Raw genomic sequence first — 25,045 nt, forward strand, 5'->3', positions numbered from 1 at the left:
AAGGGGCAGCGCCTATTCCACAATCACAATGAGATGGTTATCATTCTGAAAGACCTTATGTACCAGACGCTTTAAATCTTGCGGGGTAACTTTCTTCAATCGTTCGTTATACTGGTCATCTGCTTCAGGTGTATTACCATCGAGTAGCTCCATGCTTATGTAATAGGCCTGGTTCACACGATCCAACCGCCTCATACCGCGGCGTCCGATAGCGGCATTAATAGTTCTTTGCACTTCATCTGCCTCAAAGGTTGCTTTCCGTATATGGGATATCTCTTCCTGAATACCCGTAATGGCACGCTTGATATTTTCTGGTCGGGTACCCATGCTAATCGTGTACCAATGAGCATCCCGGTATTTTCCAAGCTGTATGCCAATCGTATAGGCGAGCCCTTGTTTCTCACGGAGGTTGAATGCAAGCCGGTCAGAAAAAAGATTTCCCAAAATATTTACTGCAGGCTTGTCTTCTTCCTTCATCTCAAACGTATTTGCAAGAGCGATATACGATTGTGGTTTGCCTATCTTTTCGTGTACTGTAGTGCCGAGCTTACCAAACTGTGGTGTAAATTCCGGTGGTTGCCATCCAGCCTCTCCCCATGTACTGCTGAAGTAATTTTTAACTACCTTCATTACCTCCTCTATGGGAAGGTTGCCTGAGATGACCAGCATCAAATTTGCAGGATTATACAACGTGCGGTGAAATGCTTGTACCTCATGCAGTTGAAGTTTTTCCAGCCTTTTTGTATCGCCCAGTAACCAGCCGAAGCCGGGATTTCTTATGAATAGGTTATCGTATAAGAGCCGATAAGCAACCGCTCCTGTGCTCATAGCATCAGTGGCAGAAAGTGGTATAACCTGTTTTTTTGCCTGGTCAAAGGCCTCTTTTGTGAGTTTTGGCTGTGATACCATTTCAGCAAGCAACTCTAGTCCTTTTTCGAAAAAGGTATCGATTGATTTCAAGCGAATATAAGCAAATTGTGGTGTATGGTAATAATCATCGAAGGGGATATAGGGATTGTCATGTACCTTCAATTCGGCGCCAATAGACTCAAACTCCTGGTAAAGCGCCTTGCCCGGATGCCTGTCTGTTCCGCCTTCAAGGAGCATCCGCTGTAAAATCTCCGTCATTCCCCATGCATCTTTTCCCTCGCTCAGGCCTCGTTCCTTCGCGAGCAGATGAATGCCGGTAACCCGGCTATCCTTATTTTCTTTTACCGCTACGGTTAAGCCATTTACCAGGGTTTCCCTGTGGTATTGATTGAGCGACTGAGCTTTGGTGATGTCAGGAATCTGAAGTGGAGGTGACATGAGAGTAACCATAGGTATCCGGTCTCGCAGATAGTGTTCTGCTGCTTTCCGGATAGACAATGGTGTTACCTGCAGCGCCTTATCCATATAATCCAGAAGAAACGGGTAACCGCCTGCTACAAGATAGTTTGATTTCATCATGGCATAGTAGTGCAGTTGCTCCAGTAAATAAATCTCTTGTGTCTGTTGTGCTATCAGGGCTGATGATATTTCGTTGGCAGGAATAGCATTTTTTGCCATATTCTGTACGGACTGTGTAATTAATTCAACCACACGGTCCACATCGGTATTCAGAGGGAGTTCTGCAGAAATTTGCAAGGTAGAAAAATCACGATTAAAATCCAGACTTGCGCTGATGGTGTTAACCATATCCTTGTAAGGTTCCTGGTTGAAAAGCATCTCCAGGATGGAGTTTTCTTTACTACCAAGAAATTCTGTCAGGAATCCTAATGAAGCGAAGTCTACGGAAGCTGGCGGCGGCAGGAGATAGGTCATGGTAAGATACTGCTGGTTGTCGGGAAATTTCCCTACACCATGTGCCCGAACGATACGGAAATGTGATGGCTGTTTCAGTTGGATGGACTCGTGGTCGGGAAGCGGTCCTGGCGGATACAGGCCGTATTTTTCTTTAACCAGTTCCAGCATCTCCGCGGTTGTAAAATCACCAATTACCATCAAGGTCATATTGTTCGGTACATACCAGGTTTGGTAATAGGTCAGCACCCGGTCTCGTTTTAAATGTGAGATAGTGGAGACCGTTCCCAGTATAGGACGTTCATAAGGTGTATCGGTATAAAAAGTTCGCTGGGAATGATTCTGTACCTGGTACGTTGGCTGGTTTGCACTTTTTCCAATTTCTTCAATAACGATGCCACGCTCTTTCTCAAATTTTTCAACAGGCAGGGTGGAATTAAACAGCATATCTGCCTGGATATCCATTCCCTGGGCGATATACTCTTTCGGCATGAGAATCATATAATTCGTGTGGTCTGTGGTAGTATGGGCATTATTGTAGCCGCCGTAAAAATCTATTTCGCTATATATCTGTTCCTGGGTACGTTTTTTTGTGCCATTAAAAAGCAGATGTTCAAGAAAATGGGCTGATCCATTACTGGCGGCATCCTCATTACGGCTGCCGGTTTTAACGATAGTAACCGCTGCGATCATGGGATTGGCATGGTTTTCAATAAAGATGACCTCCATGCCATTATCGAGATAAAATACCGAGGCCTGTTGTGTTCTCTGAAACAGATCAGATGCCTTGTTTTCTCTATGTTCGCCATAGCACATATAACTTATGAGAAAGAACAGCGCCAGAATGGTGATACAGTTTTTCAACCCTCTTTTCATTTTTTTCATAAAATATACAGGTTTCAACAAGCGACAAAATTTGCGAATACATACCATAGACTTTCCCTCACTTTTCTCGTTATTACGAATGACTCCCTGAATATTCGACAGATTTTTATTTACAGCTTTTTATAGGGGAGTGCATGTATTCTATCAATGACTTGCCGGGAATCAAAACAAAAACGGCACAGGAATTTTTTCCGGAAGATTGTCGGGAAGGGTTTAGGGTAAAGGAAAATACATTCTTCGGCTTGTATGGATACATTTTTCAGTAGCTATAGATATCTTAAAGAGAAACACTCCTGGCCATTGTTCTCTCATTTACGGCCTCTTCTCATGAGAAAACAGGAGTTAATGTAGGGCAAGGCTTTAGCCTTGCTCTTTCCGTCTGATCCTATATGTATCAAGGTATTATTTAGCCACGGTGGCACTGACAAACTTTGTTTGTCAGTGTATGATATTGCCTGTTCGCTCCGGTATTGAAACAAGCACGGACAAACGATCCCTCCAGGGACATGGTTTGTCCGTGTTGTGTTTAACGTGTTATTGCGAGGGTAGTGTCCGAAGCAATCTCTTGCATAGTTGAGAAAAGATTGCTTCGGGAAAAAACCCCTCGCAATGATAAATACTCCAGAGCCTCTTGTTGTAAATTATCTTAATGCATATGCCGTCTGACCATACACGGGGAGGTAGCAAACCGAAAGGTTTGCCCCACGGAAATGAAATTCCTAGCCAGGAAAATGAGGATATACCATAATTCTCATAAGGGTATCTATACTTACCGATTTGGCGGTAGATCCGTCCTTAACTTCCTGATAATAGTATCCACAAAGTCTTTATCAAGCCATCTGACCAGATTTGTTCGTTTGTATATACCGAGAGTCTTTGAGGTATAGTTCATTCTGTCGATAAGGATGCTGCCGGTATAAGGACGTATCCTCTCTAAAAGTGCCTCAGGGTTCATAGGCAGAATCGGGGCTATAAATGCATAGGTCTTTATGCCACTATCATGAAGCGCTTTTAGGGCCTGAATTCTCATGTCAATGGATGGTGCATGTGGCTCAAAAATATTCCGGATCGCTTCGTTATCAGTTGGAATGGTGATGCCAACCTCTCTGTCTTTAAATTGCTTTATCAGGTCCATATCCCTCAAAACCAGGGGGGATTTTGTGAGTATATCTATAGGGAACTGATACGGTAAAAGAGCTTCAAGGCACTGCCTTGTGAGTTTGTATTTTGCCTCAATGGGCTGGTAGGCATCCGTTACGGAGCTAATGATAATAGTACCCCGTGCTGCTCTTTTCATCTGTTTTTTGAGAATTTCCGGTGCGTTTATCTTAACATCCACAAAACTTCCCCACTTCTCGGTATGGCCGGTATACCTTTTCATGAATGTTGCGTAACAGTACCTGCAGCCATGAGAGCAGCCTACGTAGGGATTGATACAGTAGTCAATACCGGGAATGCCTGATTTACTAAGAACGGATTTAACAGTTTTTTCCTGAATGATTAAGCTCATATGATAATTTTAACACAGGAAAGATAGTATTGTCACTGGGTTACTGAAACAGAGAACTGCCCACATAATGTGGTGCAACCGGGGACGATTTAACCAATTCTGTAGTGGGATTGAGCAGAGTGAAACCCAATAATTAAAACTTTTCCAAAGTCTCCCATCGTTGATAAGCCTCAGCCAATTCGCATTCCAGGGATGATACCCTGGCCTTGATATTTGCAATCTCGTCTTTCCCTTTTTGATAAAACAGGGGGTCGCCCATAACCTGATACAATTGCTGTTGCTCTGTTTCCAGGATTTCAATACGCTGCGGTAAAGTCTCAAGTTCACGTTGTTCTTTAAAACTAAGCTTGCGGGGTCGTTCACATTGTTTGCGGAAAGATTCTGTCTTCGATGAGGTTTTCTCCAGGGTATTTTTCTTTTTTCCTTCGCTCTGGCGTTGCCAATCGTCATACCCGCCAATATACTCATTCACCTTTCCTTCTCCTTCAAACACAAGGGTACTGGTTACTACATTATTGAGGAAGGTTCGGTCGTGGCTGACAAGGAGGAGTGTGCCCTGATAATCTAAAAGTAATTCTTCCAACAGCTCTAAGGTCTCCAGGTCCAGATCATTTGTGGGTTCATCCATCACAAGGACGTTGGATGGTCTGGAAAATAGCCGCGCCAGAAGGAGACGATTGCGCTCTCCGCCTGAAAGGGCATTTACAGGGATGCGTGCACGGTCGGGAAGGAACAGAAAATCCTGCAAATAACTGATAACGTGCCGTGGTTTACCGTTAAAGGTAATGAAGTCGTTCCCGTCTCCTATATTATCAAATACCGATGCATCCTCTTTCAATTGAGCGCGGAGCTGGTCAAAATAGGTAATGTTGAGACGAGTGCCATGCCGCACATTACCCTGTTGGGGAATCAATTCTCCCAGCAGAAGCCGCAAAAGTGTGGTCTTCCCCGATCCATTGGGGCCAATTATCCCTATCTTATCGCCCCGCATAATTGCTGCAGAAAAACCTCTGATAATCGGTTTGGCATTATAGCTATACGTGGCGTCTTCAACCTTTATCACGAGTGCACCGGAGCGATCAGCTTCCTGGGCCTGCATGCGCACCGTACCCATGACCTGCCTCCGTTCCTGCCGGGCCCTGCGCATATCTTCCAGCGCCCGTACCCGCCCTTCATTTCTGGTGCGCCGCGCCTTGATTCCTTGCCGGATCCATATCTCTTCCTGTGCCAATTTCTTATCAAAAACAGCATGCTGACGTTCTTCTGCGTCAAAGACTGCCTGTTTGCGCACCAGAAAGGTCTCATAATCACACGCCCAGTTTGCCAGATTTCCCCGGTCAAGTTCAATAATGCGGGTAGCCAGTTTCTTCAGAAACGTACGGTCGTGGGTAACAAAGAGTATCGTTCCGCCATAACGCAGAAGGAACTCCTCCAGCCAGCCGATAGAATCAACGTCCAAATGGTTCGTCGGCTCATCGAGTAACAGAATATCAGGATCGCATACCAATCCTCTGGCAAGTAACACCCGGCGTTTAAGGCCGGAGGAAAGGGTATTGAACTCAGTATTACCATCTAATTGCATCTGCGAGATTACCTTTTCGACCTGATGCTGCTTTTTCCATCCCTGATCTCTGTTTTGTATGGATTGATAACGATCTGATACCTTTAGCCCATCGGATACAACATCGGACACGGTTCCGCGCAATTCTCCGGGAATTTCCTGAGAAAGATATGCGGTATACATCCCCTTTTGACGGACAACCTCGCCTGAATCGGGCAGCAGATCTCCGTTGATCAGTTTTAGCAGAGTAGACTTGCCTGCGCCATTGCGACCAAGAAGGCACACCCTCTCACCCCGCTCTATCTGCAAATTCACCTGTTCAAGTAATAAAGGCCTTCCAAAACCCATACTTACATCCTGTAAGCTTAACAATGCCATGCATGTCCTCCCGACATAATTTTTTCACCCATTCCTGAAAATATTCAGCGAAAAGTATTTCGTAATAATTTTACCAGCAATGTCCTGAAACGCAAGGTTTGGCTGCATAAAATTGTTTTTACCTTTGTAAGTTATATATAAACAGTATATATTTATGGTATATACTATAGGGAGGTGAAACATGAAGACTGCAAAACTTTTTAAAAATGGCCAGAGCCAGGCAGTGCGATTGCCAAAGGAGTTCAGATTCGAAGGTGATCGTGTGTTTATCAAAAAAGAGGGTAACATAGTGATCCTTATTCCTGAAAAAAAGACATGGGATACCCTTATCAAGAGCCTTGAAAAATTTTCTGGTGATTTTATGAGTGAAAGAACTCAGCCTGAAACGCAGAAGCGGGAGGACCTATTTGATGAAGTTCATGCTTGATACGAATATCTGCATTTACCTCATCAAATGCCGGTCCGAGAAAATTATAGAGCATTTAAAAAAACATACCGCAGGCGAAGTAGGCATTTCTTCTATCACCCTTGCAGAACTTCGGTACGGTGTAGCCAAAAGTCAGCACAGGAAACAAAACAGAATTGCCCTTGAATCATTTGTTCTGCCTCTTGAAATTGCCTCTTTTGATGAAAAGGCGGCAGAGATGTATGGAATCATCCGTTCACAACTTGAGAAGGCCGGTAAGCCCACAGGCTCTCTGGTCACCTTAATAGGGGCGCATGCCCTGAGTGTCGGCGTAACCCTTGTTACTAATAATATCAGGGAATTTAAGCATATAAAGAGTTTAAAGGTCGTGGATTGGACTGCCTGAGGAGTTTGAAAGGGTAAATCTGGATGACGGGAAGGATTAGCCTCGATACAAATATCGTAAAAAGTTAACACAACGAATGTATGAGAGAACTAAAACTGATAACCCATTGATACCCAATAATGCCAATCTTCAATTGCCTGCCTTGTTTCATCGGTAACTGAGATACCTTTCAACTGTGATAAAGGTACAGCCAATTTCTGTTTCTCCCATTGGATTTCAACGAACATCTCATGCATACATTCTTCCTCCGGTGCCATGCCTGTTACCTCAACAATCTCTCCTGTCTTTAGTGGCGAAATACTCCTTTTCGCAGTGCATTTTGCTTTACATGGGAATGCAAGATTATCTTCAAGATAATAGTACCATCCCATTGCACGTTCTTCTTCGTGATAGGCATCAACAATTATTTCCATATCTATACGATGTTCTCTTATTGTATCCTTTTTTACACGCGACATAACCATCTCCCTATGAGAACTTAATCTTATCTCTTATGCCGGATTGCTTGGAAACTGAGTGAATTGCTCTATCTTGAATAGATTAATAAAAATAATGTTCACCTGAAACAATCTCCATGGTTTTATCATCTCTGTCTTTTCACTGTTTTTTCTTGACTTCCCTATTTGCCTCTGATAAAAAACAAAAACTGTATAATAATTTGTTAGATGACTACTTAATCAAAGCCAAAAAAATTATTTATAAAAATACTTACAAAGAGAGGAGATAAAAATGAATGTGAAGGATATTCCCGAAATTAAGAAATTAAGCACTGCAGAAAAAATCTTACTGGTAGAGGATCTGTGGGATAGTATCGCTGCAGATGAATCCGTTGTACCTGTTCCGCAGAGCCACATGGAAGAGTTGGAAAGAAGGTTAAATGGCTACGAATCTACCCCGGGAAATTTATTATCTCTTGAGGAGCTTCAAACAAGAATCGAAAAAAGAAAATGACATATATCCTGCGTTTTCTCCCTGAAGTTGAGGAGGATGTCTTTGGTGGATATATATGGTATGAGACTAAGTCGGTTGGACTTGGCGAGGAATTCCTTCGGATCTTTTATGCCTGCGTTAATGAAATTTCACATGATCCTTTACTTTGTCCAAAGGTTTATAGCGAATTTCGCCGCCGTCTGCTGAGAAGATTTCCATACGCTATTTACTTTAAAATAGAAAACAACCAGATTATTGTATTTGGTCTCTTCCATTGTGCACGTGATCCTCATACCGTCAGAACGCAACTACGAAATCGCGATGAAACAAAAAGCCTTTGATATGTGGTCCCGGTCTTAAGTCACATTGACAAGAATTGTTGAACGTGCAGGGTCATAAGTGTTTGAGGACCTTCATATTTTATAGTGATCAACGACTGAAACCGAACGGTAAGAGAAATCATGATTATGGTATAAGGTATTTTTTCTTTCTCAATCCCAAAGGGATGTCATGATTATAGGAAAACAGAAAAAAGATTTTCAACCCTGAAGGGGTGATATGAGAAACTTGCGTATTGGTGTCATCCCTTCGGGGTTTTTTATTCGTGGTTGTTCATTGTCCTAATGTTAAGCATATTGAATACTTTCCGTATTGTGATTGTTGAGTTTACTCCTCATACTGTGTATGATGGCGAACCACAAGGCTAATCGAGCTCTCAAGGAAGTGCAAGCGTTTATCAATAAACTTCGGAATGCCGAGGCCATCTCCGGTCATCCTCCTTACGACCTCTTCTTCTCCCACGCGAATGAAGGTACAGTATTCTTCAGTGGGGAGAAATCCAGCAGTGCAGTACCTGTCTCCATGCTTTGCTTGGAGCGGTTCCGAATGCTGAACAGGCAGGCTACCGTGCCGTAAAGAAGGTATTCCAGTTTTACACACGACATAACCTCTCCCTACAAGAACTCAATCTTACCTCTTATGCCAGATTGCTTGAAAACTGAGTGAATTGCTCTATCTTGAATAGATTAATTAAAAGAGGTTTAAATAGAAAGATTAAAGATCATAATTCATGGCCCTCAATGTCAATGGGCAAGTACGCCATTAATCTGGACATCCCTGGTATCAAAAGACCTTTCAGCTAATGAGTATCACATGGTTGCATATATATGATAAAGTATGGTATGTTATCTCTATTAAGGTGTGTTTTTAAGTTTTTTGTGGTTTATGTTTCGTTTGTTTAAAATAGTATTGAGTAAGAGAATATTATGGCCGATAAAAGCAATATAGAATGGACTGACGCAACTTGGAATCCTGTTATTGGATGTACTAAAGTAAGCAGGGGATGTGAGCATTGCTATGCAAAACGGTTCTCAGAGCGCTTCCGTGGAGTAAAGGATCATCCTTATCAGCAAGGGTTTGATTTAAAGCTATGGCCGAGTCGTTTAAATTTACCGTTTGAGTGGAAACGCTCTCGCTATATTTTTGTTAATTCCATGAGCGACCTCTTTCATGAGAGCATTCCCCGTGATTTTATCTCACAAATTTTTGACACTATGGAGAAAGCGCGATGGCATACTTATCATATCTTAACGAAGCGTAGCTCTAGAATGAGAGATTTTATAAATGATCGATATAGAAACTCGTCTGTACCTTCACATATCTGGCTCGGAGTATCTGTTGAAGAACGTTCTGTTTTATCACGAGTTGGACATTTACAACAGACTAATTCAAACGTTCGATTTCTTTCCTTAGAACCATTGTTAGAGCCTCTCGACAAACTCGATCTTAAAGGAATACACTGGATTATTGTAGGTGGAGAAAGCGGTCCAAGGTTTCGTCCCCTTAAGACGGAATGGGTTCGAGAGATTCGAGACCAATGTAATGAAAAAGGTGTCGCTTTCTTTTTCAAACAATGGGGTGGGATTCGACCGAAGTCTGGTGGAAATCTACTTGATGGTCGTATTTGGAATCAATATCCTAATCTGACCGAAGTTATTATATCTCGGTTTAATATCGGTTATCTTAAATAACTGGATGTTTTCACGAGAAACTATCCGTTGTATTAGATAATTTGGATAAAAAGCAGGTACAGATAGCTCCTACTTTTGCTTTTATAGACCCGTTTGGCTTTTCAGGTGTGCCTTTTGCGCTAATTAAAAGATTGCTGAGCAAGCCACGTTGCGAAGTATTAATAACATTCATGGTAGATTCGATTAACCGATGGATAGATCATCCCGATCAACAGATAACAGATCATATTTCAGAATTGTTTGGGACATCCGATTGTTTTGATATTATTAAGCAATCTCCCGATCGCATTGCCGCTTTGTGTAATCTCTACCAAGAGCAACTCAGAAGGGAGGTAAAATACGTCAGGTATTTTGAAATGCTGGACTACGATAATCGAGCCATTTACTATTTATTTTTCGCAAGTAATCATCGCCTTGGCTATGTAAAAATGAAAGAGACAATGTGGGAAGTTGATTTAAAAGGTGAATTCCGATTTTCGGACGCGACTAATCCTTATCAAACAGTTTTTTTCGAGCTAGATCCCACTGATACTTTATGGCCTATTCTTCGAGGACATTTTACTGGGCAAGAGGTTTTAACTGATTCTATACTTAAATTCGTTGAAGAAGACACTGCATTCCTGGAAACACACATGAAAGCTACCTTAAAGAGGCACCTGGACGAAAATTTGCCCTCTGTGGAACGCATTACGGTACGACCAGAAAAGCAAAACGGTAAGAAGTGGATAAAGGGAACTTTTCCCTCAGGTGTATTTATAAAATTTCCGTAGATGGCTATGAAGCTTCTTGTTTTCTATTTATAAATCCAGTCATAGCTTACCTCGAAATGCCTTGTCAAGGATTGAGGGCAGCAGGGCATCAAGCTCGGCTTCTATTTCAGCCTGAAGGTATTTGAGGTGGTCTGCCTTTGCTTGAATGCTATCTAAGTAGGCAACGATTTTGCGCTGTTCGGAAATAGGCGGAAGGATTAAATTGACTCGCAGAAGATTTCTTTCGTTTATTGCTGGGTAATGCCCTCCCTTCATACTCTCAGTACATTGATCAACAAAATAATTAGAAAACATTTGGTATAGTAAGAATTTAGGCTCGATATCAGTATGGCAAGAAAATACTGCAAAACCTGTTGAACATATTTGATTGTCAAGTTCGGAAGGAATAATTGTAAAGCTTTTCAGATTTGGACGTACGGTTGACATAACAATATCGTCTTGCCGTATAACTCTCCGTGCTCTGGATGGAGCATCGCGTCCTAATAGTATCTGTGTATTTAATATACGCCCTGTGCCTCCTTCCACATTAGAAATATCGAGATATTGAAATTCGTCATTAGGATTCGTATTCGCCGGGTTACGTGTTTCTCGGTTCAATTCAATCGGGCTTTCTCTAATAGGTAAGACAGTCCATTTTTTCTGTTCATTATTGAAGAATTTAGTCATTTCTGCACACAATAGTGCTTCGGTTTCTTTCATTACTTGCTGCCGCAGCCTGCATGCCTCCTCGATCTTAGCAGCCAGTTCCTCAATCTTCACCACAATGCGGCGCTGCTCTGGAAGAGGGGGAAGAGGGATTTGCATAGCAAGGAGTTTCTCTTCCTTTAGCCGGTTTCGACTTGTAGGTGTTCCACCAGTGCTCAACCCAAGGGCTTCTTCCCAAACTACAGCACGACTGAAATAATGCCATAAATACTGAGCATCAATCCGTTCTGGATTTACTTTAAAGCAAGGAAACTCGTTTGATACGTAGCAACTATGGTTTTCATCTGTTGCAACGGCAAAAGAACCTTTCCAGGCGAAAAGGCGGTTATATACAAAATCGCCCTTTTCAACACGATAGACCTTATTAGCCTGAATCTCTGATCCTGATTTGATATCTTTTACGTACAGCCCCTTAGCATACCAGTGTGCTCCAAGAATGCGGTACTCCTTCTCAGTGTCAACAGATTCTGGCCTACTGACAGGTATTAGTAATTCTCTTAAAGGTACTCTAGGGAAGTTTTTAGTCATTGCATCCGCTCTCTTGCGGGTTCAATTTTGTAAATTGAATCCTTAGAGTTTGCACATCCAAAGTAGCTTATAGTATTCTTAAATTCAAAGTGCTCTGGAAATATCGAAATAAAGGGTTCAGGTTGCAAACCTGAACCCGTAAGGTGTTGGAGTCTCGTTGCAAGTTCAGCCAGATATGATTTTGCAGACACTATCTGCGATTTTTCTGACAATGTCTGAAGATATGGTTTTCCAGCGAACTCATATTTTGATTCGCCAGACACCGTCTGGCTAATCTGGTTATGGCTCATACTCATGGATACTCCAGACGATGTCTGGAATATTTGAGATGGGTTATTGCTATTCAATTGTCCAGACGGTGTCTGGACAATTGTAGAGTAAGCCAGATAGAAGGAACGCATTTGAAAAAGATTACTACGCCCGAATCCACGTCCGAACTTTTTAGTCAAGTCTATGGCTAGATGATCGATAAGTTTCTTTCCGTAATCGGCTTTGCCGATCCCACCTTGTTCATACTCCACAATCCTTCTCCCAATTTCCCAATATGTGGCTGTCATAATGGTATTGATAGTACGTACTGAGGTTCTGCGTGCTGATTCGAGCAGGTCAACGACCTCGGATAGGATGGCATCATAGCTTTTTGTGGTGGTGCGGTTATTGATTGGAACGGTTTTCTTTGAATTCTTTTTCATGGTTTTATGCCTTCTGCCAGAATCTGTTTGATCTCATTCATGATTTCTGCAATTCTGAGTTCTTTCCTAAGGATGGACTCAACTAATTGCTCTGGCGGCAGGTGTTCTAAATCCTGCTTACCGTTTGGGTTTTTGACGTCAAGGTTATAACCGTTTTCGATGATCTTCCCGGCAGAAACCTTCCACGCATGCTCATTTTCCCGTCTGTCCTTCCACCACTCAATAACCGGTTTAAATTCCTCAAACTGCATGGGCTGCGTTTTGGTATACTGCTTCCGGCCTTCAGGTAAGGGTATCTCGTAATACCAGATTTCTCTGGCAGCGCCATCCCGTTCAAAAAATAGCAGATTTGTAGGAATTCCTGTATAAGGCGCAAAGACGCCGTTGGGCAGGCGTACAATGGTATGCAGATTAAACTCTTCCAGTAGTTCTTTTTTGATGCGGGCACACACGCCGTCCCCAAACAGGGTACCATTAGGAACGACGATGCCGCATCTACCACCTTTTTTTCCACCTATTGGCCTTCTCAATTTTCTCATTATCAATTGAAGAAAAAGCAGCGCCGTCTCGGCGGTCTGTTTGTCCTCCGGAAAATTCGAAAGTATCCCTCGTTCCTCTTCTCCTCCAAATGGCGGATTGGTAAGTATGACATCCACTCTATCCTTATCCCCTATTTCCCTTAATGGGAAACGGAGTGAATTCCCTGGATCTATTTGTGGATACTCAAGGCCGTGAAGGAGTAGATTCATCTGACATAGTAAATAGGGTAGTGGTTTTGCATCTGCGCCAAAAATTGACTCCTTCTGTAATTTCCGAACATTTTCTGTCCTTTTGCACTGTTTCCTGAGATGTTCAAATGTCTCAACCAGGAATCCTCCCGTACCACAGGCAGGATCGAGCACTACGTCGCCTAGCCTCGGATCTGTTACTTCAACCATGAAACGGATTACCGAACGAGGCGTGTAGAATTCTCCTGAATCTCCTGCGGTATCTCTCATCTCTTTTAGCATGGTCTCATAAAGATGAGATAAGGTATGGATTTCTTCAGAAGCGGTGAAATGGATGTTGTTGACTTTATTCATAACATCACGCAGGAGATATCCGTTAACCATACGGTTTATTGTCCCCTTAAATACCGTGGCAATTACATCGCGCCTGTCACCTCCGTTTGCACCGTGTAAATCCCTCAAGTAGGTAAATAGACCCGGTCCGATTGTTCCATCAGGCCTGCTTGTTTCCTCGTTGTTTATAAATGCGATGAGTTCATCTCCGGTAATTCCATCCTCTTTTGCAGCCCAATCCCTCCATCGATAGGGAGGTTCGATTGCCGGCTTAAACTTTTTTCCTTCAAGTGTTGCCTCGGTTTCCCTCATCTTCTCCATATCATCGAGGAATTTTAAGAACAGTATCCAGGTGAGCATTGGGAGGCGGTCCAGGTCGCCATTTAAACCCTTATCCTTGCGCATAATATCACGCGCAGATTTGATTAAACTGCCAAGCTGCTGCGCTGTAGTTTTTGGCGTTTCGGTTTTTGACTTTCGTGCCATAGGAATTTATTTTTCATTCAGTAAAAATTTACCACGGATAAACACGGAATATTACAACGTGGCGAGGCCACAACCAAAAAGATTTTAACCACGAAGAACACGAAGTTCACGAAGAAAAACTTTGCTAAAGAAGCAAGATTTATAAATTTGTAATACTTCAATAAAGACAACCCCGTAGGGGTGAAATATACGCAGCTAAAACACAAAATATGAGAATAAAGCGCCAGAGGAGTGATATGGTGCTGAGTATGGTAAAACGTATTTTTAATATTTTCAGCAAAAATTTTAATTAAATCTTGTAAATCCTGTGAATCCTGTCTAATTTGAGTATATGAGATTTTGCAATTCTTCAAGGCTATTTCTTAGCGCTGTTGGTCCACCAAACAGCCCGGAGATTTCCATAAGATTCCCATACCGTGATATAGGCGGTATTTTAAAGATATTCATATCCGTAAGCTGTTCAATTCCGTAATCTATGTACTTATCAAGGACTTCGTTTAAGATGTGTCTTGCTTCATCTCCAAATTTTTCAAAGAAATCCTTCTTCTCCTTGAGAACCCTTTCTGCGCGTTCTCTTCGAGTACGCAGTGGGGCATTGTATGCAACGTGGCATAAAAGGTCAAAAGGGTCTGCATTGTATTGTTTTGTGGCCTCGGCTAATTGTTCAAAGGTGATTCCTTTATCCTTCAGGATAGATAGTATTTGCTGGCGTTGATCAGCATTGCTCCACTTCGGATAAAAATCTGCAGCAGATGTGTACATGCTCCTTAACTCTCGTGCCGTGTAATCGGTATATTTAATAACATCGAGTCTTTTGCCCTGAGAATCAAGCTCATAGACAATATCTGCCACAATTTCAACGGAGCCTCCATGTACATAGTATTTCCTCGGCATTCCTTCTGAATCATCGGACATCGGTGGATCATGAACAGTAGATTCGGTTTCTTCTGTGGATCCATTTTCTGGTAATTCTTCGGTAGTCTCTGCAATGATATTGCCATTTTGATCGATTTCTTCCTCTGTAATCATAGCTGGCTCACCATCAAACTCCGGGTCTGCAAATAAACGTGTTGCACTGCCTGTATAATCGAGTATCGTAAAATAGAGTTTGCCATAGTCATCCCGAACACGCGTCCCACGGCCAATAATCTGTTTAAAATCTACCATAGAGTTAATAACCTTAAATAGTACGATATTTTTACAGGTTGGCGCATCAATTCCTGTTGTTAAAAGTTGTGAAGTGGTTAGTATGACGGGTGTTTTGGTCTCGATCTCCATAAATTTATCAAGATAGCCCCTTCCTACACTGCCTTCTTCGGAAACTACCCTGCAAACATAGTCAGGATGCTGTTGTGCAATATCCAGATTACCATTATTAAGTGCCTTCCGCATATCTTCGGCATGTTCCTGATCGACACAGAATACAATAGTCTTTGCAAATCTATCGGTTTTCATTAAGAAGCCGGTAAGATGTTTTGCCACTGCCTCGGTACGGGCTTTTAATGAAACAACTCGCTCAAATTCATTCGTTCCATAGATACCATCGGGAATTTCCCGACCGTATTTGTCCAACTCTCCTCTTGTTGGACGCCAGCCAGTTGCGTCAACATTTGGTACAATACGGTGAACGCGGTACGGTGCCAGGAAACCGTCTTCAATACCTTGTCTCAGACTGTAAATATAAACTGGATTTCCAAAATACCGATAGGTATCTCTGTTATCCTCTCTGAGGGGTGTTGCTGTCATACCTATCTGATATGCTGGCTCAAAATATTCCAGTATTTCACGCCAATTGCTTTCATCTTTGGCGCTACCTCTGTGACATTCATCAACAAGAATGAGATCAAAAAAGCTTCTCGGATATTGTTTATAAAGACCCGGTCTTCGTTCATCTTTTGCAATTGCCTGATATGTTGAAAAATATATCTCCCTGCTTTTGACAGGTTCGCCTTGAATCCTCCATCTTGCATCACCAAAAGGAGCAAAGGTCTTATCTTTCGGATCATCAATGAGAACATTTCTATCTGCAAGGTAGAGTACCTTTGGGTGTCTGTGTTCCCCAGTTCTGTTCCACCGGGTATGCCACAGTTTCCAGATGATTTGAAATGCTATGTATGTCTTTCCTGTACCCGTTGCCAGAGTCAGCAGAATCCGGTTCTTGTTTTGGAGAACAGCCTTAATAGCACGGTTAATTGCAATTTCCTGATAGTACCGGAGGGTTTTGCCGGGCAGGGTATTGCATGGTGTAAGAAGCCTTTCAGTAACCTCAGGTAGTATACTCTCGGATTGGCTAAGCCTTACCCATAGTTCGTCTGGAGTCGGGAAGTCTTCTAGATCAGTATCTTTACCGGTAATAAAATCATGCTCAATAATCCCTTTGCCATTTGTGGAGTATGCGAATTTCAAACCAAGAATTTCTGCATATTCCTTTGCCTGCTGTAATCCATCGCCGGGTGTTTTATATACGGACTTTGCCTCGATAACAGCAAGGGTAAAACCCCTTCTGTATTTGAGTAAATAATCGGACCTTTTCTGTTTCTTTCGAAAGCATTTATCTCCAGTAATGACAATCCTGCCATCGGTAAAAGTTTTCTGTTCGCTGATTTGATCATCGTTCCAGCCAGCAGTATAGAGCTTTGGTAGGACATATTTTCTGCAGGTATCGGCTTCGGTCATCATATGTGCTTCTGATTGTAAGATTTTATTACTTTTAAAGGTAACAGATATGGAATTATTGCTGAGTTAAAGTAGCAGACTCGTTATCTGACGTCAAGAATTTTATAAAATTTAAAATGGAAATATACGGCGTATTACATTTACTCGACAAAGGGGGAGAAATAAGGTAGGCTATGACATAAAGAGGTTGTGTTGAATAGTAACATTGATTCATAAAACCGTAGGGAGGGGATTAAAACTTACGAAAAATAACATTTATTGCCACCTGACGATTCAAGGGTATTGGAATGGAAATTCATATCATGATAGGGCTTATTTTAAGTGCGGTGATAGGAATAACCCTGGGTCTTATTGGTGGCGGCGGTTCGATCATTGCCCTATCGATTCTGATTTATATTATAGGCATTAAAACCCATCAGGCAATTGTCATGTCATTGGCTGTGGTGGGGGTGGTGAGCTTAATTGGCGCCGGGCTTCACAGTCAGCGAGGCTCAGTGAAGTTAAGGGCTGGAATACTTTTTAGTGGAGTGGGGATGGTGGGCGCCTACCTTGGCTCTCATGTAACACACCAGCTTTCATCCATTGCATTGCTTCTCTCATTTTCTTCTCTGAAGATGGTTATTGGTGTATTGCTATTAATGAAAAGATACACCAACCAAAATACCATTGCTTTACAGAGCCGAAGTAAGTTGAAGGAGGTGTTAACGAGTTTAATAATAGGTTTTTTGACAGGGTTTCTTGGAGTAGGTGGCGGCCTTACGATTATGCCTGCACTTATGATCTTCCATGGCCTTTCTTCAAAAGACGCTATTGGTACATCACTTCTTATTGTTACAGCACATTGCGGCGCCGGGATGCTCGGTCATCTCCATTACGGAAATATTGATTTCCGTATGCTGATGTTAATCACCATCATCGCTATCGATGGTACACTTATTGGTACTGCCCTTTCATATCGTGCCTCTCTGGCAAGCTTAAAAAAGTGGTTTGTTGTTTTTGTCATTGCGGTAGCGTTATTTATAACGGTCAAGAATTATATAGCCCTGTATAAACAATTGTCAAACTAACACATGGGGCAAAACAGCAGGTGGCCGGGAGAAAGCATGTGTGGTTGTGAAATGAATATATTCTCATATGATTTTGCAAATGCTTTATCCCTACGTGTATTGTAATTACTCAAAATAAGGCACAGACCTGACCCGGAAGTTTTCCGAAAAGGTTACCCGGTAAAGGTCATTACGGGCAAGCGAGATGTCAGAGCAAAGGTGGATACCATGTTTCAGGCTCTCCTTCTTTGTAATGATATGATGCTCCTTTTTGGATAGCCCTTGTTCATAATACCCTTACGGCCCAACAGTATTTTGAGTACCTGCGTATGAGTAATAGAATTGAAGGGGAACATACAAGTGGAGATGTATCTGATTGCAGGATTTATCTTGAGCGCAGTGATGGGGATAACCCTTGGTCTCATTGGTGGCGGTGGTTCGACTATTATGGTGCCGGTTTTAGTTTACGTTATGGGCATTGGAGCTCATCAGGCAATTGGCATGTCACTGGCTATTGTTGGGATGACAAGCCTTGCCGGCGTAGGGCTTCACTACCGGCAGGGGACGGTCAAGGTAAAAACCGGGGCATTCTTTAGCATATCCGGTGTGGTTGGAGCTTATGCTGGTTCGTATCTGACGTATCTGCTTTCACCTGCTGCGCTGCTTCTTTCATTTGCCGTGCTGATGATTCTTGTCAGTATCGCAATGTTATTCGAGCGAAGCGATGACCGGGACGTAATTACCCATCAGGACCAGAGCAGGTTGAAAACATTGGCGGCAGGTTTGATCGTAGGTTTACTAACAGGATTTCTTGGTGTAGGCGGTGGTTTTCTTGCAGTGCCTGCGCTGGTATTCTTCTGCGGTCTTTCGATGAAGGACGCTATTGGCACGTCTCTTCTGATTATTGCAGTTAATTGCGCTGCGGGGTTGGCTGGTCATTTGCGTTATGGGAGCTTCGATGTCCGGATAACAATGCTGGTAACGATAATCGCTATAAGCGGCGCCTGTATCGGCACGGCCCTTTCCCATCATATATCTGCGGCGAGTTTGAAAAATGGTTTGCTGCCCTGGTAATTGCAGTTGCGATATTTTTAATTGTGAAGAATTACAAAGCACTGTTGTAAAGTTTTCAGAGTTGCCTGGCAAGGCTAAAGCCTCGCCCTACTTTCTTTTCCGATGTGTTTGGGTTAAGAGACAGGATACGGAAACATCTGTTCGACAAAAGGCGAGAAATAGGGTATTATTCCATAAAATACTTGTTTCATAAGAGTGCTTTTGTATGTTTTGTGGTTATTTTTATCATACTTATAATTCAAAATAAATACGGAGAATGAATGCTATGGATCGAAAGACAATAACCGTTGACGGCTGCACGGCGTGTGCACATGTGGTGCATGCTGTTAATGAAATTATTACGATTTATCCCATAACTCCTTCATCACCTATTGCGGAGATCTGTGATGCAAAAACTGCCGATGGTCAGGTGAATATATGGGGGATGGTGCCAAAGGTATGTCAGATGCAATCGGAGTCGGGTGTTGCCGGTGCGGTTCACGGTTCTCTCACCACCGGTGCGCTTGCCACCACGATTTCAGCCTCCCAGGGTTTATTGCTCATCATTCCCAATATGTACAAGATCGCAGGCGAACTTACCTCTACCGTATTTCACGTAACCGCCCGTTCTCTGGCATGTCAGGGATTATCGATATTTGGAGACCATTCAGACGTAATGGCTGCAAGAAGTACGGGTTTTGCCATGCTGTGCTCTCAAAATGTCCAGGAGGCAATGGATTTTGCTTTAATTGCACAGGCTGCCACGCTTGAATCAAGAGTGCCATTTCTGCACTTTTTCGATGGCTTCAGGACTTCTCATGAGGTCCGGAAGATTGAAGAGGTGAGTTTTGATGATATGCGGGCGATGATCGATAACGACCTGGTTATTGCTCACCGGATGAGAGGACTCACTTCTGACCGGCCGAATATACGCGGCACTGCCCAGAACCCGGATGTATATTTCCAGGGCAGAGAAACGGTAAACAAATATTATAACGCTGCTCCGGGTATTATCCAGAAGGCAATGGACAAGTTTGCTGGTATAGCCGGCCGCAGATACAAACTCTTTGATTACTTCGGCGACCCTGATGCTGAACGTGTCATTGTTACTATGGGCTCTTCTGGAGAAACGGTATTACATACGATTCACGCGTTAAATGCACAAGGGGGGAAATTAGGTCTCGTCCAGGTAAGACTTTTCCGCCCTTTCGATATAGACGCTTTTGTCGGTAGTTTACCGAAGAATGTCAGGGCAATTGCCGTCCTTGACCGCACGAAGGAACCGGGCGCGATTGGTGAACCATTATATCTCGATGTAAGGACTGCTATTGGCGAGGCGATGGAGAAAGGATTGGTCACGTTTGGAAATTATCCAACGGTTGTTGGCGGCCGCTACGGGCTTGGATCAAAAGATTTTACTCCTGCTATGGTAAAGGCTATAGTCGATAATATTTCACAGAAGAGGCCAAAGAATCACTTTACGATAGGTATCCATGATGATGTTACGGGTACCAGTCTTGAATATGATGAGTCGTTCTCTATAGAAGGAAGCGGTGTCTTTCGTGCCTTATTTTATGGATTGGGTTCTGATGGTACGGTCAGCGCCAACAAGAATACTATTAAGATTATAGGGACGGAAACGGATAATTATGCGCAGGGTTACTTCCTTTACGACTCGAAGAAGTCAGGAGCTATGACCGTATCCCATCTCCGTTTTGGAAAGGATGAGATTGGTCATCCCTATCTCCTTCCAAAAGCAAATTTCATTGCATGCCATAATCCCGTATTTCTGGAAAAAATTGACATGCTATCCCATGCGGATACCGGCGCAACCTTTCTGCTCACGACCTCACGAAATAAGGACGAGATCTGGGATACTTTACCCGTTGAGGTGCAGGAACAACTTATTTCCAGGAGAATGAAGTTCTCTATAATCGATGCCAGCGCCATTGCAGAAGAGCTTGGGCTTGGCGCGAAGATCAACATGATTATGCAGACCGCATTTTTTGTTATTTCAGGGGTCATCCCAAAGGAAGATGCGATTCAATCGATCAAGTCTGAGATTAAAAAGACGTATGCAAAAAAGGGTGAGGAAGTGGTGAAATTAAATTATGCAGCAGTAGACAAGGCAATCCAGAGCATTGCAGAGGTAGTGGTGCCTGACAAGGTTACCAGCAAGGTCAGAATGCGTGCGATCGTACCTGAAGATGCGCCTGATTTTGTCAAGCGTGTAACTGCAAGGATGATTGCCAATAAAGGGGATTCCCTGCCTGTTTCGGCTATGCCTGACGATGGCACCTGGCCAACGGGAACTACACAGTATGAGAAAAGGAGTATAGGAACTGAAATACCTGTTTGGGAGCCTGATATTTGCATACAGTGTGGCCAGTGTTCTTTTGTATGCCCCCATGCAACGATCAGGATAAAGGCATATGACCCTTCATTATTACAGAACGCACCCTCCACGTTTCAATCTATTGATGCTACCGGCAAGGAACTCAAGGGACTTAAATTTACCGTTCAGGTAGCGCCTGAAGATTGTACCGGTTGCGGTTCGTGTGTATTTACGTGCCCTGCATATAAAAAGGACGCAGAAGGAAAAAAGATTCCGGATTTCAAGGCAATCAACATGAGACTTCAGGAGCCGCGGCGGCGTGTAGAGGCTGAAAATTATAAGTTCTTTCTCAGTTTGCCTGAGCTTGATCCGGCTAAGTATAAGGTTACAACCGTGAAAGGAAGTCAGTTCTCAAAACCACTCTTTGAGTATCACAGCGCATGTGCCGGCTGCGGAGAAACCCCATACATAAAATTACTTACCCAGCTCTTTGGTGATCGGTTAGTTATTGCCAACTCTACGGGTTGTTCTTCGATCTACGGTGGAAATTTGCCAACAACCCCCTATACAAAAAGGGATGACGGCAGGGGACCTGCCTGGTCGAACTCATTGTTTGAAGATAACGCCGAATTTGGTCTTGGTATGAGACAGACGGCAGATAAGTTTTGTATGCAGGCACGGGAATTCATAGACAGACTTGCTACAAATCCTTCATATGCAGATGCAAAAGGGTTATTTGACTCCATAAAAAATGCCGATCAGTCAACTCAGGAAGGTATCGAGGCACAGCGTGCCCGTGTTGAGGAATTGAAAAAGAGAGTATCGAAAGATAGTTCCATTGAGGCAAAGCATCTCCATTCTCTTGCCGATTATCTTGTCAGGAAATCAGTATGGGCAATTGGGGGGGATGGATGGGCATACGATATTGGTTATGGGGGCTTAGACCATGTCCTGGCTTCCGGTGAAAATATAAAGATTTTGATTCTGGATACAGAAGTCTATTCAAACACGGGCGGTCAGATGTCCAAGTCAACCCCTTTAGCAGCTATGGCCCAGTTTGCAGCAGGTGGAAAGAGAACTCCGAAGAAGAATATTGGTATGATCATGGCTACGTACGGAAATATCTACATTGCACAGGTAGCCTTTGGGGCTAACCAGATACAGACAGTGAAGGCAATCTCTGAGGCTGAGGCGTATCATGGACCTGCATTGATTATTGCCTATTCAACCTGCATAGCACACGGTATTGAAATGAGCAAAGGGGTTGAAGCTATGAAAAAAGCCGTTGCCTGCGGCCACTGGCCCCTGTACCGCTATAATCCGGTACTGGAAAAAGAAGGTAAGAATCCTCTCGTTATTGATAGCGAAGAGCCAACGATTTCTTTTGAAGAGTATGCTTATAATGAGAACCGATATCGGTCGCTAAGAGCAAGTAATCCGGAACTGGCAGCAGCCCTCATGAAGGAGGCCGGGGCTGATGTAAAAAGGCGGTGGATACTTCTCAAGCATATGGCAGCGTGGTCTCCGGGCAATGCTTAAAATCATCAAAGTGCAAAGGGTACAATAAATAGCCGCCTTATCTTTTGAGATGCTTTTATGCAAATTTTGGAAAATGCATAAGAACAAAACCGCTTTTCCATATTTTTGGCATAGATTTTGATGTTTAAATTGTACCAAAATTAGTGCTATAGTGATTAACGATTGAAACTATAGCATCCAGGAGATGAAACCGAACAGAATGTGGCAAAAGTTAATCTTTCGTTGTATGCAGGTGTAGGGAACATACGGAATCCTTAAACATGTCATTATGAGGGGTTTTTCCGAAACAATCTCTTCTGAAACATGCAAAGGATTGCTTCGGACACTACCCTCGCAATGACATCGGGACAGTCTTTCCTCTGTTGAGGAGAGGATATGTTCGGTTTCATACTTGGAATACTATAAACAATATATTTCGGAGGAGAAGCATGTGTTTGGTCGTTTGAGAATGTACAATTCAAAAAATAAGGAGGTAGACAATTATGATACAACCTATACGTATTACCCCGGAAGAAGCTCATAAAAAACTTGAATCTCATGAGGCCATTCTTGTATGTGCATATGAGGATGATGTAAAATATAAACAAATGCAGTTGCAAGAGGCAATTTCGCTCAGAGAATTTAAATCCAGGCTTCCTTCACTTGCTAAGGACAAGGAAATTATTTTCTATTGTGCCTGACCGAATGAAAACAGCGCTGCCGGTCAGGCAGCAAAATATATTGAGCAAGGATACAAAAATGCAAAGGCTCTTGGCGGTGGTGTTGAGGCATGGAAAAAGGCAGGGTATCCGATGGTTCATGCAAGTAGCTATTCGAAATAGAATGTAATGTTGAGAAAATTTAACAGGAATCGTTATTATCGGGAACTGGAAAATCGATCTGAGTTGACGGTAACTGTTTGTGCGGCTGCTCGTAGAATTTTCCAAAAAGCCCTAAAAATGAATGCAAGTGTACAAAAAACTTCATGTAATGTATAGAAATTTCAATGTTTGTTGAAATTACAGAACACTGTCGGGGTTTAGAATCCTGACAGTGTTAATTTCCGTAATATAATAAATTTATAGTATTCAATAGATGAAACCGAACAGAATAGGGAGAAGGTTGAGTCTTTGGCTAATAAGTAAGTGTATGAAATGCAGAGGATTCTGAAAATGTCATTGCAAGGGTAGTGTCCGAAGCAATCCCTTGAATAGTTCAGAAGAGATTGCTTCGGAAAAGACCCTCGCAATGACAGACTGGGGAATCTTTCTTCATCTGATGATATGTTCGGTTTCATCATTTGGATACTATATCTATAAGTTTAATCGTAGTTGCTCAAAATACTGTTGGATCGTAAGGGTTGTATGGATAAGGGCTGTCCAAGAGGGTAATAGGCAGTATCGTATCATCGCCATGGCGGAGGACTGAAGCATCTTAATCCCCCTTTAAAAAACATATCCTTACCCACATCTTTAGAACACTATGAAGAGATGTTTTGCCGGGGGTGTCCCTCTGGAAATTTTTATTCTCTGTAAGCCTCTTCCCGGGTGGCACTGACAAACTCTGTTTGTCAGTGTGGTATATTCCCTATCCATGGGTGTATTCGAACACCACGGACAAACCATGTCCCCGTTCAAGATATACGGGGACATGGTTTGTCCGTGCCACCTTGTTTCGTCTTATCGCACTACTCAAATTTATCTCTCTGACTTGTGGGTAAAGATAAGTTTAAAAAAGGGGGAAATGTAGGTATTTCTTTCGTTTCGGAAAGAGGAAAGAGAATTAACAATTCCTGTATTTCCTCCTTCTTGACAGATCTTCCCAAGCCCTGCCTTTTCAAAACATTCACCTATCTCCTCCTTTTCTCAATCATTCATACGTCTCTTCCTTTTCTAAAGGGGGATCAAGGGGGATTACTTCTTCTTTGCCTTGCTCGCAATAACTGTGAAAAGATAACCTTTGGACAACTTCCGAGTCTGGTTTGCACCTTATTTTGAGTAATTACGTTTAATCAATCTCATACTTTGTATCACGCACATTTTCTCTACTATCAGGATCTTGAAAGATAATCTTTGATTTTGACAGGTACGAAAAAGCAGAAAAAGGCCGTTTAACCCCGAAGGGGTGACATAGGATATCTGTGTTGAGGTATCATCCCTTCGGGATTTGATGATATGGTAATATTTTCTCTAGCGTGACTTTACTAAAGTAAAGCCGAAGCAAAGTCATAAGATATTGACATATAAGGAGAAGATGAGCAATTTGAGTGTATACACTGATATATAGA

The 25,045-nt window shown here is 42.7% G+C and carries 19 protein-coding genes; 11 read left to right on the plus strand and 8 right to left on the minus strand.

Annotated elements, in window-relative coordinates; genetic code table 11:
* Positions 1 to 12 precede the first annotated feature (12 nt).
* The 3 genes from FBQ94_RS09805 to FBQ94_RS09815 all read right to left on the minus strand — a co-directional run bounded on the left by FBQ94_RS09805 (position 13) and on the right by FBQ94_RS09815 (position 6,116).
* Positions 13 to 2,667, minus strand: coding sequence for a M16 family metallopeptidase (locus FBQ94_RS09805; RefSeq protein ID WP_285442115.1), 2,655 nt, complete (start codon positions 2,665 to 2,667; stop codon positions 13 to 15).
* A 769-nt stretch (positions 2,668 to 3,436) separates the two neighbouring features.
* The gene (locus tag FBQ94_RS09810; RefSeq protein ID WP_007221370.1) at positions 3,437 to 4,177 is read right to left on the minus strand and encodes an SPL family radical SAM protein; all 741 of its coding nucleotides are present in this window, start codon (positions 4,175 to 4,177) and stop codon (positions 3,437 to 3,439) included.
* A 133-nt stretch (positions 4,178 to 4,310) separates the two neighbouring features.
* Positions 4,311 to 6,116 carry an ATP-binding cassette domain-containing protein gene (locus FBQ94_RS09815; RefSeq protein WP_007221371.1) on the minus strand — a complete coding sequence of 602 codons (1,806 nt, stop codon included), beginning with the start codon at positions 6,114 to 6,116 and terminating at the stop codon, positions 4,311 to 4,313.
* A gap of 181 nt (positions 6,117 to 6,297) precedes the next feature.
* Between FBQ94_RS09815 and vapB the strand changes: the two genes are divergently transcribed.
* Both vapB and vapC read left to right on the plus strand, forming a co-directional pair.
* A complete protein-coding gene (gene vapB, locus FBQ94_RS09820) occupies positions 6,298 to 6,543 on the plus strand; it encodes a type II toxin-antitoxin system antitoxin VapB (protein WP_007221372.1) in 246 nt (81 codons plus the stop codon).
* Positions 6,527 to 6,928: a type II toxin-antitoxin system tRNA(fMet)-specific endonuclease VapC gene (vapC, locus tag FBQ94_RS09825; protein WP_007221373.1), complete on the plus strand. Its 402-nt coding sequence runs from the start codon at positions 6,527 to 6,529 to the stop codon at positions 6,926 to 6,928. The genes vapB and vapC overlap by 17 nt, the downstream gene beginning before the upstream one ends.
* An 89-nt stretch (positions 6,929 to 7,017) precedes the next feature.
* On the opposite strand, the gene FBQ94_RS09830 is transcribed toward vapC, so the two are convergent.
* The gene (locus FBQ94_RS09830) at positions 7,018 to 7,386 is read right to left on the minus strand and encodes a calcium-binding protein (RefSeq protein ID WP_007221374.1); all 369 of its coding nucleotides are present in this window, start codon (positions 7,384 to 7,386) and stop codon (positions 7,018 to 7,020) included.
* A 271-nt stretch (positions 7,387 to 7,657) separates the two neighbouring features.
* Between FBQ94_RS09830 and FBQ94_RS09835 the strand changes: the two genes are divergently transcribed.
* The 4 genes from FBQ94_RS09835 to tcmP all read left to right on the plus strand — a co-directional run bounded on the left by FBQ94_RS09835 (position 7,658) and on the right by tcmP (position 10,658).
* Positions 7,658 to 7,879 carry an addiction module protein gene (locus tag FBQ94_RS09835; protein ID WP_007221375.1) on the plus strand — a complete coding sequence of 74 codons (222 nt, stop codon included), beginning with the start codon at positions 7,658 to 7,660 and terminating at the stop codon, positions 7,877 to 7,879.
* Positions 7,876 to 8,199 carry a hypothetical protein gene (locus FBQ94_RS09840; RefSeq protein ID WP_007221376.1) on the plus strand — a complete coding sequence of 108 codons (324 nt, stop codon included), beginning with the start codon at positions 7,876 to 7,878 and terminating at the stop codon, positions 8,197 to 8,199. Before FBQ94_RS09835 ends, FBQ94_RS09840 begins: the two co-directional genes overlap by 4 nt.
* Positions 8,200 to 9,123: 924 nt before the next feature.
* The gene (locus FBQ94_RS09845; protein WP_007221377.1) at positions 9,124 to 9,888 is read left to right on the plus strand and encodes a DUF5131 family protein; all 765 of its coding nucleotides are present in this window, start codon (positions 9,124 to 9,126) and stop codon (positions 9,886 to 9,888) included.
* Positions 9,885 to 10,658, plus strand: coding sequence for a three-Cys-motif partner protein TcmP (tcmP, locus tag FBQ94_RS09850; RefSeq protein ID WP_083849243.1), 774 nt, complete (start codon positions 9,885 to 9,887; stop codon positions 10,656 to 10,658). The genes FBQ94_RS09845 and tcmP overlap by 4 nt, the downstream gene beginning before the upstream one ends.
* Positions 10,659 to 10,697: 39 nt before the next feature.
* Here tcmP and FBQ94_RS09855 read toward each other — a convergent pair whose 3' ends face one another.
* The 4 genes from FBQ94_RS09855 to hsdR form a co-directional block, all read right to left on the minus strand.
* Complete coding sequence (locus FBQ94_RS09855) at positions 10,698 to 11,891, minus strand: restriction endonuclease subunit S (protein WP_007221379.1); 1,194 nt, start codon at positions 11,889 to 11,891, stop codon at positions 10,698 to 10,700.
* Positions 11,888 to 12,583, minus strand: coding sequence for a DUF1016 N-terminal domain-containing protein (locus FBQ94_RS09860; RefSeq protein ID WP_007221380.1), 696 nt, complete (start codon positions 12,581 to 12,583; stop codon positions 11,888 to 11,890). Before FBQ94_RS09860 ends, FBQ94_RS09855 begins: the two co-directional genes overlap by 4 nt.
* On the minus strand, positions 12,580 to 14,130 hold the full coding sequence (locus FBQ94_RS09865) for a class I SAM-dependent DNA methyltransferase (RefSeq protein WP_007221381.1): 1,551 nt from the start codon (positions 14,128 to 14,130) through the stop codon (positions 12,580 to 12,582). Before FBQ94_RS09865 ends, FBQ94_RS09860 begins: the two co-directional genes overlap by 4 nt.
* A 318-nt stretch (positions 14,131 to 14,448) precedes the next feature.
* Entirely contained in the window at positions 14,449 to 16,809 is a 2,361-nt protein-coding gene (gene hsdR, locus FBQ94_RS09870) for an EcoAI/FtnUII family type I restriction enzme subunit R (RefSeq protein ID WP_007221382.1), read from the minus strand.
* A gap of 284 nt (positions 16,810 to 17,093) precedes the next feature.
* Here hsdR and FBQ94_RS09875 point away from each other — a divergent pair, with 284 nt between their 5' ends.
* From FBQ94_RS09875 to FBQ94_RS09895, 5 genes are all read left to right on the plus strand, one after another.
* The gene (locus tag FBQ94_RS09875) at positions 17,094 to 17,873 is read left to right on the plus strand and encodes a sulfite exporter TauE/SafE family protein (RefSeq protein ID WP_040543645.1); all 780 of its coding nucleotides are present in this window, start codon (positions 17,094 to 17,096) and stop codon (positions 17,871 to 17,873) included.
* Between the two features lie 345 nt (positions 17,874 to 18,218).
* Complete coding sequence (locus FBQ94_RS09880) at positions 18,219 to 18,926, plus strand: sulfite exporter TauE/SafE family protein (protein ID WP_051006168.1); 708 nt, start codon at positions 18,219 to 18,221, stop codon at positions 18,924 to 18,926.
* A 265-nt stretch (positions 18,927 to 19,191) separates the two neighbouring features.
* On the plus strand, positions 19,192 to 22,779 hold the full coding sequence (nifJ, locus tag FBQ94_RS09885) for a pyruvate:ferredoxin (flavodoxin) oxidoreductase (protein ID WP_007221385.1): 3,588 nt from the start codon (positions 19,192 to 19,194) through the stop codon (positions 22,777 to 22,779).
* Between the two features lie 482 nt (positions 22,780 to 23,261).
* A complete protein-coding gene (locus tag FBQ94_RS09890; RefSeq protein ID WP_007221386.1) occupies positions 23,262 to 23,459 on the plus strand; it encodes a rhodanese-like domain-containing protein in 198 nt (65 codons plus the stop codon).
* Positions 23,452 to 23,607 (plus strand): hypothetical protein, encoded by a 156-nt coding sequence (locus FBQ94_RS09895; RefSeq protein ID WP_285442116.1) that lies wholly within the window; start codon positions 23,452 to 23,454, stop codon positions 23,605 to 23,607. The genes FBQ94_RS09890 and FBQ94_RS09895 overlap by 8 nt, the downstream gene beginning before the upstream one ends.
* Positions 23,608 to 25,045 lie beyond the last annotated feature (1,438 nt).

This window comes from Candidatus Jettenia sp. AMX1, assembly GCF_030263775.1.
GTDB lineage: Bacteria > Planctomycetota > Brocadiia > Brocadiales > Brocadiaceae > Jettenia > Jettenia caeni.